Source organism: Ectobacillus antri (assembly GCF_003852715.1).
GTDB lineage: Bacteria > Bacillota > Bacilli > Bacillales > Bacillaceae_G > Ectobacillus > Ectobacillus antri.
On the sequence record NZ_RIAV01000039.1, the window covers coordinates 1 to 11,065 of the forward strand.

Sequence of the window (11,065 nt, forward strand, 5' to 3'; positions counted from 1 at the left end):
ATGTATTAGGCACGCCGCCAGCGTTCATCCTGAGCCAGGATCAAACTCTCCATAAAAGTGTTTGTCTAGCTAAAATAAATGTTGACGTTTTGTACTTCGTTCAGTTTTCAAAGAACTAATGTGCCGCTTAAGGCGACTTCATCATAATATCATCTCATAAAAACAAAGTCAAACTTTTTTGTTTTTATTTTTTGTTCGCCCATCGGCGACGAAGATTAATATACCATGCCTTTTTTTTTAATGCAATACCTTTTTTATATTTTTTATCTTTATGGGAAATTTCTATCGGTTTCCCATATACATGGACTACAACTTCTTATTTCAATCATCTACATGACCACGACATGCATGAACAGGAGAGATGAATGTGGATTATCACGATGCGCTTATTAAACTCGGTCTATCTGCTCTATTGGGCTTTATTATCGGTCTGGAAAGAGAATTGCGACAGAAACCTTTAGGATTAAAAACGTGCTTAGTAATTTCTATTATTAGTTGTTTATTAACCATCGTCTCCATTCAAGCTTCCTATACCTTACCGGCTCCCGATCATATTCGCACAGATCCGCTCAGACTCGCAGCACAAATTGTATCTGGTATTGGATTTTTAGGAGGCGGCGTTATCTTACGCCGTGGCAATGACAGCGTAGCTGGCTTAACTACTGCCGCTATGATTTGGGGCGCTGCTGGCATCGGTATTACGGTAGGGGCAGGCTTTTACGTAGAAGCCTTTACAGGCATGGTTTTTCTTATACTTAGCGTAGAAATTATCCCACTGGTGATGAAAGTGATTGGCCCTAAACAACTGCGACAAAGGGAGTTAGGATTAAAGCTTGTTATTGATAATATAGAAAATATACCAAAGGTAATGGAACAAATTGAAAGCATGGAAATAAAAGTGAAGAATATGAGACTGAAAACTTTACACAACGGGGCACACTTTTTACAAGCTAAATTATCTGTTCATCAAAATGTGAGAACTGTAGATGTGTACTTTTCTGTTCAATCCATTGTCAATGTAACAGAAGCAGAGGTTGAGAGCGTATAAAGAGTTTGTATAATGATGAATTTGGATACAATAGAGGTTAGCCCTATTTTTGGAGGGAAAGCCTTTGGATAACAATACATCCATTTTAAATATCTTTCGCTTATCCGTACTCATTCGTATTTTAACTATATTAATTTCTACCATTATCGGATTCGGTATCATCATTCATTATATTGAACCGTCTGTTTTTCCAACTTTTTTTGATGGAATTTGGTGGGCAGTTGTTACTGTATTTACCGTCGGCTATGGAGACCTTGTTCCTAAAACCTTAACAGGAAAAACAACTGCAATTTTACTTATTCTACTAGGAACAGGATTTGGATCATATTATATGATTTCATTTTCTACAGAACTAGTTAGTCGACAATATATGAAACAAAAAGGACAAGGTGTTTGCGGATTTCGAAATCACATTATCCTCATTGGTTGGAATGAACGCACGAAACTCATTGTAGAACAAACAAAGAATCCAATTGTATTGGTTGATGAGACACTATCTGTGTTACCACGAGATTATTCGCATCTCTTTTTCATCAAAGGATGTCCTCATCACGATGAGACTTTAATGCGTGCAGGCATATCTAAAGCAACAACCATTATTGTAACAGCTGACAAAGAAAAAAAAGAAAAAGAGGCAGATGCACAAACTATTTTAAATGTACTAACAGCAAAAAGTTTAAACTCTCATTTATACTGCATCGCAGAAATTTTGACGACCACACAAGTAGAGAATACAAAGCGCGCAGGCGCTGATAAAGTTATTGAGGCAAATAAACTTATTAGCAGCACTTTCATGAAAAAAGCCCGTCTAATTGAAGAAAACACCCTATCACCGCATTTACTTTGCATGCTTCCTTCACTTCCGAATCAAGCAGGGCGTACCTTTGGTGATTTGGCCATTACACTGCTTCAAGATGACAAACTCCTAATTGGAATTCAGCGCGATACTGAACAACTCATTAACCCAGGATCTACTTTTTTACTGCAAGAAAAAGATGCACTCCTTACTGTCAAGAAGTAAGGAGTGCATCTTCTAGTTCACGAAGCAAGGCTTTACCCACATCAACATACTTTTCATCCACTTTTCCATCTGGGTCCTTTGGCTCAGAAAACTGATCGAGTGAGGTAAAACCCGCTGTAAATGTGTTTACATTGTCATCGAGGTTTTCTTGGTACACATGAGAAAGTAGATAGGGCGTACCAATGCGCACCATCGTTCCTTTTGCATCCAGTTGCCCACTTATCGCTTCAAAAGGCACACGTAAAAATTGATACCCTTCTTTTTCATCTATTTTGTAATCAAATGAGCCTGTTTCATAGTCCCAATTTCCGCCAATGTCGTATCCCAGTGGCTTTAAAATTTGTTCTAGCTTGTACAATTGATAAGTTTGTCCTTCAAGTTTTGATTCTAATGCAATCATGAACGGCCCTCTTTTCTAATTTCTTTGTCGTTATCTTTCCCCAAATTCCCAAACAAAAAACGCAGGACTGCTCCTGCGTTTTGTTTATTTTAAGCGAGATTCCAATTCTGCTTTTAATTCCTCAAAGCCTGGTTTCCCTAATAATGCGAACATATTCTTTTTGTATGCTTCTACACCCGGCTGATCAAACGGATTTACACCAAGGAGGTAGCCACTCATTGCGCAAGCTTTTTCAAAGAAGTATACAAGATAGCCGAATGTATACTCATCCAGACGCGGTACCGTCACGATTAAGTTCGGTACGCCGCCGTCCGTATGTGCGAGCAAGGTGCCTTCAAATGCTTTTTTGTTTACAAAGTCAACAGTGTGGCCTGCCAAGTAGTTTAGTCCATCCAAATCGGATTGCTCTTCCTGCAATTCCAATGCATGACGAGGTGTTTCTACGTTAATCACTGTTTCAAACAGGTCACGGCGTCCTTCTTGTACGTATTGTCCCAAAGAGTGCAAATCTGTTGAGAAGTTTGCCGAAGAAGGATAAATTCCTTTTTGATCTTTTCCTTCACTCTCACCAAACAACTGCTTCCACCATTCTGCGAAGTACTGCAATGCTGGCTCATAGTTGATTAGCATTTCAATCGTTTTTCCTTTGTTGTAAAGCGCATTACGAACTGCCGCATATTGATATGCTGCATTCTCTTCCAATTCAGATGCGCTGAAGTCTTCGCTCGCTTGTGCCGCACCGTTCATCATTTCTTCAATATTCAAGCCACTTGCCGCAATCGGTAACAAACCTACCGCTGTCAATACAGAGAAACGTCCGCCTACATCATCTGGAATCACGAATGTTTCGTATCCTTCTTCATCCGCCAATGTTTTTAATGCGCCACGCGCACGATCCGTCGTTGCATAAATACGGCGTCTTGCTTCTTCTTTACCATATTTCTCTTCTAACACTTTGCGGAAAATGCGGAATGCAATTGCAGGCTCCGTTGTTGTACCGGATTTAGAGATAACGTTAATGGAGAAGTCTTTTCCTTCTAACACATCCATTAAGTCTCTCATATAAGTAGAGCTAATGTTTTGACCGACGAAAATAATTTGCGGTGCTTTACGCTCCTCTTTTGCTAGCATGTTGTAGAATGAATGATTCAGCATTTCAATTGCCGCGCGTGCTCCTAAGTAAGAACCACCGATACCAACTACCAATAAAATATCGGAATCGCTTTGAATTTTCGCTGCGCTTTTTTGAATGCGCGCAAATTCTTCACGATCATAAGCTTTCGGCAGGTCTACCCAGCCTAAGAAATCATTACCTGCTCCTGTTTTTTCATGAATTGCGTGATGTGACACTTTTACTGCATCACGTAAGTATGTAAGCTCATGCTCGCTAATAAATCCCAACGCTTTTGAGTAATCAAATTGAATATGCGTCATACATGTCCCTCCATTGTAAAATAAATCATTCCTACTACACTTTAACGAAACAAAAGCGCTAAATCAAGCGTACAGTAAAGTGTAAGCGCAAACACATATAGATAGTTTGACCAAAAAAGCATAAAGCCTTACTTTCTAGCTGCATAAAAAAGCTGCTCCTTAAAGAGCAGCTCGGTAAATCGCCAGTACATCTTCTTTTGTCAGCTTTTTAAAGTTTCCAAACGGACCGTATACAACCGTTTTCTCTGCCATTAACTCCAATTGTGAATCGTCTATATCATAATCACTAAGGCGTGCCGGCGCACCAATGGAAGTCCAGAACGCGCGCAATGCTTGAATACCTGCAAGCGCCACTTCACGGTCATCCTTACCTGCACTATCAATGTGGAACACACGCTCAGCAAATTGTTTAAACCGTGCGATATTTTCATCTAGTACATGCTCCATCCAGTGCGGGAATAAAATTGCCAGACCGCCGCCGTGCGGAATGTCGTATACAGCAGACACGGCATGCTCAATATTGTGCGTAGCCCAGTCTCCGCGCACACCCATGGACAAGGTGCCATTTAACGCCATTGTACCTGCATATAAAATTGTTGCGCGATGTTCATAGCTCTCTAAATCATCTAACAGCTTCGGTGCTGCTTCCATGACAGTTTGCAACAACGATTCGCAATAGCGATCCTGAAGAGGTGTGTTGGTACCTTGATGGAAATATTGTTCAATGACGTGAGACATGATATCTACAATGCCATAAATAGTTTGATTACGCGGCACCGTAAACGTGTACGTTGGATCTAATATAGAAAATGTCGGGAAAGTAACAGGGCTGCCCCAGCCATATTTCTCCTTTGTTTCCCAATTGGTAATAACAGAGCCTGCATTCATCTCGGAGCCAGTTGCAGCCAAGGTTAACACTGTACCAAACGGAAGCGCTTCTGTCGCGAATGCTTTTTTCGTTACCAAATCCCATGCATCACCCTCGTATTTCGCGCCGGCTGCAATAGCTTTTACGCAGTCAATTACACTGCCGCCCCCAACAGCCAAGATAAAGTTGATATCATTCTCTTTACAAAGCGCTACACCTTTTCGAACCGTCGTAATACGCGGGTTCGGCTCAACGCCGCTTAATTCTGTTACTGTTGCCCCTATTTCTCGCAGTACATTCATAACCTCTTCATATAGCCCGCTGCGTTTAATACTGCCACCGCCATAAACGAACAATACGTTTATACCGTACTTTGGTACCTCTGTTTTTAATTGTTCTAATTGTCCTTTTCCAAATATCAATTTAGTCGGGTTGTGAAACGAAAAATTTTGCATGTGTCTTCCTCCTTTTTTATGTCTTATCTTTACCTTACCAAAAAAATCTCATTTACCAAAAATATTTGCATAAGAGTGGATCGAATAACTCATCCTATACTCGAACGAACAACAAGGAGGTAAACTTCATGAGTACATTGCAGCGAATTGCTTTAGTATTAACAGTAATCGGGGCATTGAATTGGGGGCTTATTGGCTTTTTCCAATTTGACTTAGTAGCGGCAATCTTTGGCGGACAAGATACAGCGTTGGCTCGCATCGTATATGGTCTTGTCGGGTTAGCCGGATTAATAAATTTAGGACTTCTATTTAAACCGTCGGAAGAACTGGGTACACACCCGGAAGCACGACATGTCCGTTAAATAAAAAAGACAGGGACATCCCTGTCTTTTTTATTTCGTCGCGTTTTGCCGCTGCGACTGCTCAATCCATTCATTTAATTTCTTTCGCAATGTGTTAAATCCATCTGAAGCCGGTTTTGGCACCTTCATCGTTGTTTTTCTTCGCACCGGTTGCTCTTCATATGCAGCTTTTAAAGACAAACTAATCTTACCGTTTGCATAATCAGTTGACAGAACGCGAACTTCAATAACATCGCCCACTTTTAAAAAATTGCCTACGTCCTTCACATACCCGTTTGTAATTTCCGATATATGAATTAATCCTTGTGTCGTATCATCTAAGGAAACAAATGCACCGTATGTTTGAATACCGGTCACCGTTCCTGTCACAATTTCTCCACATTCATATTTTCGTGGCATAGTAACACTCCTATAACTGCACCTATTTTCCCTATTAGTAAATTATACCACGTCCGCCTATTTCATTCAAAACACATTAATTTTCTTTAACATGTATAAATCTTACATTTTATGGATATAATACTAGCACATGGCTTTCTAGTATTCCCCCCCTTTTTTAGACAAAGCGCGTTGCGTTTTGTCTTTTTTTTGTACAAAACGGGCGATACGGTTCATTGCCTCTATCAATTGCTCCATGGATGTGGCATAAGAACAACGAATAAACCCTTCCCCGCTTTCCCCAAACACAGAACCAGGAACAACCGCAACTTTTTCTTCCAACAACAGTTGCTCTGCAAATTGTTCAGAAGACAAACCCGTTGCCGTGATGGATGGAAATGCATAGAAAGCGCCACCCGGTATATGACAGGATAATCCCATTTCATTAAACGATTTTGTAATAAAATTACGTCTTTGTCTGTAGCTTTTTTTCATTTCTTTTACATCACGTTCGCCGCTTCGGAGTGCTTCAACTGCCGCAAATTGCGACATGGTGGGAGCACACATAAGCGTGTATTGATGAATTTTCAGCATCGGTGCTAAGAAAAATTCAGGTGCAGCGATAATTCCTAAACGCCACCCTGTCATCGCAAAACCTTTAGAAAAACCTGAAATTAAAATTGTATGCTCATACATCCCTTCAATTGCTGCAAAGCTTGTATAAGGCTCATCATACACAAGCTCAGCATAAATTTCGTCGGATAAAACAATCAAGTTATATCTTTTTACAACAGCAGCAATGCGCTCTTGTTCTTCTTTACTCAACACCGTTCCTGTTGGATTATTGGGCGAACATAAAATCATCGCTTTTGTGCGAATTGTAAGCGCAGCTTCTAACTCTTCCGGCTGCAGTTTAAAGTCATTTTCAGGCTTGGTAGAAATAGGAACAGGTACCCCGCCTGCTAGGACAACAAGTGGTGCATAAGATACAAAGCTTGGTTCAATGATAATAACCTCATCACCGGGATTTATAATAGTGCGAAGCGCGACATCAAGCGCTTGACTTGCACCAACCGTGATTAACACTTGTGTATCTGGATTGTATGTTATATCGAATCGACGTTGTAAGTATTTGGCGGTTTCGCGGCGTAAGACTGGCAATCCCGCGTTCGCCGTATAAGCTGTATAGCCTTCTTCTAAAGAACGAATGCAGGCTTCACGCACCTGCCATGCTGTAACAAAATCCGGTTCGCCAACACCAAGAGAGATTACGCCCTCCATACCAGATGCCAAGTCAAAAAACTTACGAATGCCAGACGGCTGCAGATTTTGTGCGGTATGTGATAGTGTAAAGCTCATGGTGTCACCACAATTCGTTTATCATCATTATCATTATTATAAATAACGCCGTCATGTTTATATTTTTTTAAGATAAAATGTGTTGTGGTAGATACAACAGAGTCTAATGTTGATAACTTTTGCGCTACAAAAGAGGCTACTTCAGACATTGTTTTCCCCTCAATTACAATCGATAAATCATACGCACCCGACATTAAATACACAGATTTGACTTCCGGGTGGCGATAAATTTTTTCGGCAATTTCATCAAACCCTACCCCGCGCTTTGGTGTCACTTTTACATCAATCATCGCAGTTAGCCCTTCTTGCTCCTTTACTTTTGTCCAGTCAACTAGTGTGACATAATCTACAATGACTTGCTCCTGTTCTAGCTTTTTCATCATATGTTTTACATCTTCCGCACTCGTATCTAGCATCTTTGCTAATACATCAATAGGTAAACGACTATTTTTTTCTAGACACTCTAGTAGCTCTAACTCTTTTGCATTCATGTAATAACCCCTTTTCTCTTTTGGCATATACCACTTCACAGTATACAATATATTTTTTCAATTTGAAAATTTCTGTTTTCTTATCGGAAATGAGACTTTTCCAATTATTTATGTAAAAATAAAAGGGAAAGGGGATGGCGAAAATGAAACCACATATTTACATATCAGAGCCGATACCAAAAAACGTTGAGGCATATCTTGCTCAGCACTGTACCTACGAAAAATGGCGAGGACCGGGAAAGATTTCTCGTGAAGAGTTGTTACAACGTGTTAGTGATAAAGACGGGTTGCTGAATTTTGGTGCCAAAATTGATGATGAACTACTTCGTGCAGCACCACGACTACGTGCTGTCAGTAACATTTCTGTCGGCTACGATAACTTCGATTTGGTGGCTATGAAGGAGAGAGGAATCATTGGGACCAATACCCCATATGTTCTGGATGAAACGGTGGCTGACTTAATTTTCGGTCTCATGTTAACCGCAGCCCGCCGCATTTGTGAACTCGATGCCTATGTTAAAGCAGGTCATTGGCAAAAAGAAATCAGCAAAGAGCATTTCGGTCTGGATGTGCACGGCGCTACACTTGGTATTATTGGCATGGGACGAATTGGAGAAGCTGTTGCAAAACGGGCGCGATTTGGTTTTAATATGAATATTCTTTATCACAATCGTTCACGAAAACCAGAGACTGAGCGTATATTTGATGCGCGCTATGGCTCACTAGATGAAGTATTAACACAATCAGATTTTATTGTATTAATGACACCACTAACAGAAAGCACCTATCATCTCATTGGGGCGCGGGAGTTTCAGCTAATGAAATCATCGGCTGTGTTCATTAATGCTTCACGTGGACAAACAGTGGATGAAACTGCGTTAATTGCAGCGTTGCAAAACGGAGAGATCTACGCTGCTGGTATCGATACATTTGAACAAGAACCTACACCTGCTGATAACCCACTGCTACGTTTGAGAAATATAGTTACATTACCTCATATTGGTTCGGCTACACTTAAAACAAGACGCAAAATGGCTATGACTGCAGCGGAAAATTTAGTTGCAGCGCTATCAGGTGAAACCCCGCCTTATCTCGTAAATGAATTACGTTAAAAGAGATGCTTCGGCATCTCTTTCCTGCTTTTGGCGGGGATAGAAGGCTAAGAAGTGGAGATGATATGAACTAAAAACAACGGAGTGATGACTATGAAAACAACACACATTCCTTCTCACTTCACCTTCTCTATTCACAACATTACCGTTCATTATGAGCTGTACAATTACAATCCTGATGAAGAGCAGCCGACCTATGTATTAATTCACGGTTTTCTTTCTTCTACCTTTAGCTATCGGCGACTCATTCCCTTATTAGCACAAAAAGGGACTGTTATTGCACTTGATTTACCCCCGTTCGGTAAAAGTGAAAAATCAACGCGCTTTACGTATTCGTATCGTAACTTGGCTAACCTTGTCATTCAATTGATTGAGCATCTTGAGCTGAAAAAGGTGATTCTTGTCGGTCACTCCATGGGTGGACAAATTTCTCTATATGTAAGCCACTTGCGAGAGGATTTAGTTGATAAAACTGTTCTCCTTTGCAGCTCAAGCTACTTGACTAAAGCTAACCCATCTCTGATTTACTCTTCTTATTTACCGTTCTTTTATTTGTATGTGAAAAATTGGTTAGTTCGTAAAGGCGTACTGCATAATTTATTAAATGTTGTACATGATGCAGAACTAATTGATGAGGAGATGATGGAAGGATATGCAGCCCCTTTTTATGACGACCGTATTTTTCAAGCACTTACGCGGATGATTCGCGATCGGGAAGGTGATTTGCCTTCACTAGATCTTAAGCAGATTAAAACACCCTCTCTTTTAATTTGGGGGGAGGAGGATCGCGTTGTACCAATTGATGTCGGACGACGACTTCATCAGGATTTGGAAAACTCGCGGTTTATTTCATACAAAAAGACAGGACACCTCCTGCCGGAAGAAAAACCGTTTGACGTATATGAAAATATTATCGAATTTGTGGGTATGTGATAGACTTACTTGTAACGTTCTATTTACACTAAAGAAGGTGAGCCATTTTGGGTCACCTTCTTTTTTAAAATTGACAGCGATCTGTTTCTTTTATCACAAGCAATTGCTTTGCAAGCTCCTTGCATTTGTTAATATCGAGCACTTCCTCAAATGACATAAAATAAATATGTTGAATCTTTGCAGCAATATAATCTGGATCATCAAATTCACTCACGACTTGCACCACATCGCTAGCTTCTGTTTCATAAAATTCCGGGCCAAACCGAAACGGATCCCACTCTTTTACATGCTGGACCATCTTTACATATGCGCTGTCCATGAAAATGCCCCCTACTCTATTTTCTTTTATATTACCATATATTATTACAAGTAGCTTTTCTAACATAACAGCACTACTTGCAAGAGCGCACAAAAATTGCGCATCAGGTACTTATAATTGATCAAATCTCTGACTATTTCCTCGCATACACCACACCCCTTTTATATATAAAAACGTGAGGAAGCCTCACGTTTACTCTTTGTATCCCTTTACTTTTTTCGTAATTACACCACATGCCAGACGCTTTCCTGAATTTCCTGTAGGCTGTGTCATCCCGTCATCGGCATTTTCAGTAATAATAAGTGCTGTACCGCTTTTTCGATACATCGTTTTTTTGCCTTCCTTAAAAGAAATATTCGGTGCCATAACTTCAGCTTTAATTTCCCCCTGCTCATTTGCCATTAAATTAGGTAAATCTCCGTTTTCAGCACCTCTTGCATTCAACAAACCATGCTCTTTTTCGTCGGGATTAAAATGGTTTCCAGCTGAGGCAAAATTCGGCGCCTTACATTCTCCTACCCCATGAACATGAAATCCGTGCGGTCCTGGATCAAACCCTTTTGCCTTCACTTGAATTTTCACACCACCTGGTTGCTCTGACATCGTAGCCATGCCAACCTCATCACCCGCCGCATTGCGAAGCTTAACCTCCACTTCCTTTGGATTCCCCTGACTACATGCTGCTGTCACTACAAAAGACACACCTACAACAAGCTGTTTCCACATACCATATCCTCCAACATATATTCTTCTCTTATATTATCCCTACAAAAGAGAAACATACGAAGAAAAGCGAAAGTGGCTCGTTCAGCCCTAAAAGGCGCTTTTTTGCCTTTTTGCGGCTGAGGTTCTTAGATGGCAGTGCCTAGGAGGCGCAGCTGGACA

13 protein-coding genes are annotated in these 11,065 nt (G+C 40.6%); 5 read left to right on the forward strand and 8 right to left on the reverse strand.

From position 1 onward, the window contains the following. The first annotated feature begins 367 nt into the window (after window positions 1-367). Both EEJ45_RS17360 and EEJ45_RS17365 read left to right on the forward strand, forming a co-directional pair. The gene (locus tag EEJ45_RS17360; RefSeq protein WP_124566014.1) at window positions 368-1,048 is read left to right on the forward strand and encodes an MgtC/SapB family protein; all 681 of its coding nucleotides are present in this window, start codon (window positions 368-370) and stop codon (window positions 1,046-1,048) included. Window positions 1,049-1,112: 64 nt separating this feature from the next. Further along, window positions 1,113-2,069, forward strand: a complete 957-nt coding sequence (locus tag EEJ45_RS17365) for a potassium channel family protein (RefSeq protein ID WP_124566015.1) — start codon at window positions 1,113-1,115, stop codon at window positions 2,067-2,069. Here EEJ45_RS17365 and EEJ45_RS17370 read toward each other — a convergent pair. From EEJ45_RS17370 to EEJ45_RS17380, 3 genes are all read right to left on the reverse strand, one after another. Then, window positions 2,059-2,469 (reverse strand): YugN-like family protein, encoded by a 411-nt coding sequence (locus tag EEJ45_RS17370; RefSeq protein ID WP_124566016.1) that lies wholly within the window; start codon window positions 2,467-2,469, stop codon window positions 2,059-2,061. The two genes, EEJ45_RS17365 and EEJ45_RS17370, sit on opposite strands and share 11 nt — an antisense overlap. Window positions 2,470-2,553: 84 nt before the next feature. After that, window positions 2,554-3,903: a glucose-6-phosphate isomerase gene (locus EEJ45_RS17375; protein ID WP_124566017.1), complete on the reverse strand. Its 1,350-nt coding sequence runs from the start codon at window positions 3,901-3,903 to the stop codon at window positions 2,554-2,556. Between the two features lie 159 nt (window positions 3,904-4,062). Next, the gene (locus EEJ45_RS17380; protein ID WP_124566018.1) at window positions 4,063-5,226 is read right to left on the reverse strand and encodes an iron-containing alcohol dehydrogenase; all 1,164 of its coding nucleotides are present in this window, start codon (window positions 5,224-5,226) and stop codon (window positions 4,063-4,065) included. A 128-nt stretch (window positions 5,227-5,354) separates the two neighbouring features. Here EEJ45_RS17380 and EEJ45_RS17385 point away from each other — a divergent pair, with 128 nt between their 5' ends. Continuing rightward, a complete protein-coding gene (locus EEJ45_RS17385; protein WP_124566019.1) occupies window positions 5,355-5,588 on the forward strand; it encodes a DUF378 domain-containing protein in 234 nt (77 codons plus the stop codon). Window positions 5,589-5,618: 30 nt separating this feature from the next. Here the strand turns inward: EEJ45_RS17385 and yugI are convergent, their stop codons facing one another. The 3 genes from yugI to EEJ45_RS17400 form a co-directional block, all read right to left on the reverse strand. Next, window positions 5,619-5,987, reverse strand: coding sequence for a S1 domain-containing post-transcriptional regulator GSP13 (gene yugI / locus EEJ45_RS17390; protein WP_124566020.1), 369 nt, complete (start codon window positions 5,985-5,987; stop codon window positions 5,619-5,621). Between the two features lie 138 nt (window positions 5,988-6,125). Beyond that, window positions 6,126-7,325, reverse strand: a complete 1,200-nt coding sequence (locus tag EEJ45_RS17395; protein WP_124566021.1) for an aminotransferase — start codon at window positions 7,323-7,325, stop codon at window positions 6,126-6,128. Continuing rightward, window positions 7,322-7,816 carry an Lrp/AsnC family transcriptional regulator gene (locus EEJ45_RS17400; RefSeq protein ID WP_124566022.1) on the reverse strand — a complete coding sequence of 165 codons (495 nt, stop codon included), beginning with the start codon at window positions 7,814-7,816 and terminating at the stop codon, window positions 7,322-7,324. Before EEJ45_RS17400 ends, EEJ45_RS17395 begins: the two co-directional genes overlap by 4 nt. Window positions 7,817-7,959: 143 nt before the next feature. On the opposite strand from EEJ45_RS17400, the gene EEJ45_RS17405 reads away from it, so the two are divergent. Further along, the gene (locus EEJ45_RS17405) at window positions 7,960-8,928 is read left to right on the forward strand and encodes a 2-hydroxyacid dehydrogenase (protein WP_124566023.1); all 969 of its coding nucleotides are present in this window, start codon (window positions 7,960-7,962) and stop codon (window positions 8,926-8,928) included. Window positions 8,929-9,021: 93 nt separating this feature from the next. Then, entirely contained in the window at window positions 9,022-9,861 is an 840-nt protein-coding gene (locus EEJ45_RS17410; protein ID WP_124566024.1) for an alpha/beta hydrolase, read from the forward strand. A 64-nt stretch (window positions 9,862-9,925) separates the two neighbouring features. Here the strand turns inward: EEJ45_RS17410 and EEJ45_RS17415 are convergent, their stop codons facing one another. Further along, window positions 9,926-10,180, reverse strand: a complete 255-nt coding sequence (locus tag EEJ45_RS17415) for a DUF1871 family protein (RefSeq protein WP_246000018.1) — start codon at window positions 10,178-10,180, stop codon at window positions 9,926-9,928. Between the two features lie 192 nt (window positions 10,181-10,372). Next, window positions 10,373-10,906: a superoxide dismutase family protein gene (locus tag EEJ45_RS17420; RefSeq protein WP_124566025.1), complete on the reverse strand. Its 534-nt coding sequence runs from the start codon at window positions 10,904-10,906 to the stop codon at window positions 10,373-10,375. Window positions 10,907-11,065 lie beyond the last annotated feature (159 nt).

Excerpts from the sequence above, each read along its gene's own strand:
- EEJ45_RS17370 (WP_124566016.1), bottom strand. The coding sequence starts at position 2,469 with ATGATTGCATTAGAATCAAAACTTGAAGGACAAACTTATCAATTGTAC.
- EEJ45_RS17375 (WP_124566017.1), bottom strand. The coding sequence starts at position 3,903 with ATGACGCATATTCAATTTGATTACTCAAAAGCGTTGGGATTTATTAGC.
- EEJ45_RS17380 (WP_124566018.1), bottom strand. The coding sequence starts at position 5,226 with ATGCAAAATTTTTCGTTTCACAACCCGACTAAATTGATATTTGGAAAA.
- EEJ45_RS17385 (WP_124566019.1), top strand. The coding sequence starts at position 5,355 with ATGAGTACATTGCAGCGAATTGCTTTAGTATTAACAGTAATCGGGGCA.
- yugI (WP_124566020.1), bottom strand. The coding sequence starts at position 5,987 with ATGCCACGAAAATATGAATGTGGAGAAATTGTGACAGGAACGGTGACC.
- EEJ45_RS17395 (WP_124566021.1), bottom strand. The coding sequence starts at position 7,325 with ATGAGCTTTACACTATCACATACCGCACAAAATCTGCAGCCGTCTGGC.
- EEJ45_RS17400 (WP_124566022.1), bottom strand. The coding sequence starts at position 7,816 with ATGAATGCAAAAGAGTTAGAGCTACTAGAGTGTCTAGAAAAAAATAGT.
- EEJ45_RS17405 (WP_124566023.1), top strand. The coding sequence starts at position 7,960 with ATGAAACCACATATTTACATATCAGAGCCGATACCAAAAAACGTTGAG.
- EEJ45_RS17410 (WP_124566024.1), top strand. The coding sequence starts at position 9,022 with ATGAAAACAACACACATTCCTTCTCACTTCACCTTCTCTATTCACAAC.
- EEJ45_RS17415 (WP_246000018.1), bottom strand. The coding sequence starts at position 10,180 with ATGGACAGCGCATATGTAAAGATGGTCCAGCATGTAAAAGAGTGGGAT.
- EEJ45_RS17420 (WP_124566025.1), bottom strand. The coding sequence starts at position 10,906 with ATGTGGAAACAGCTTGTTGTAGGTGTGTCTTTTGTAGTGACAGCAGCA.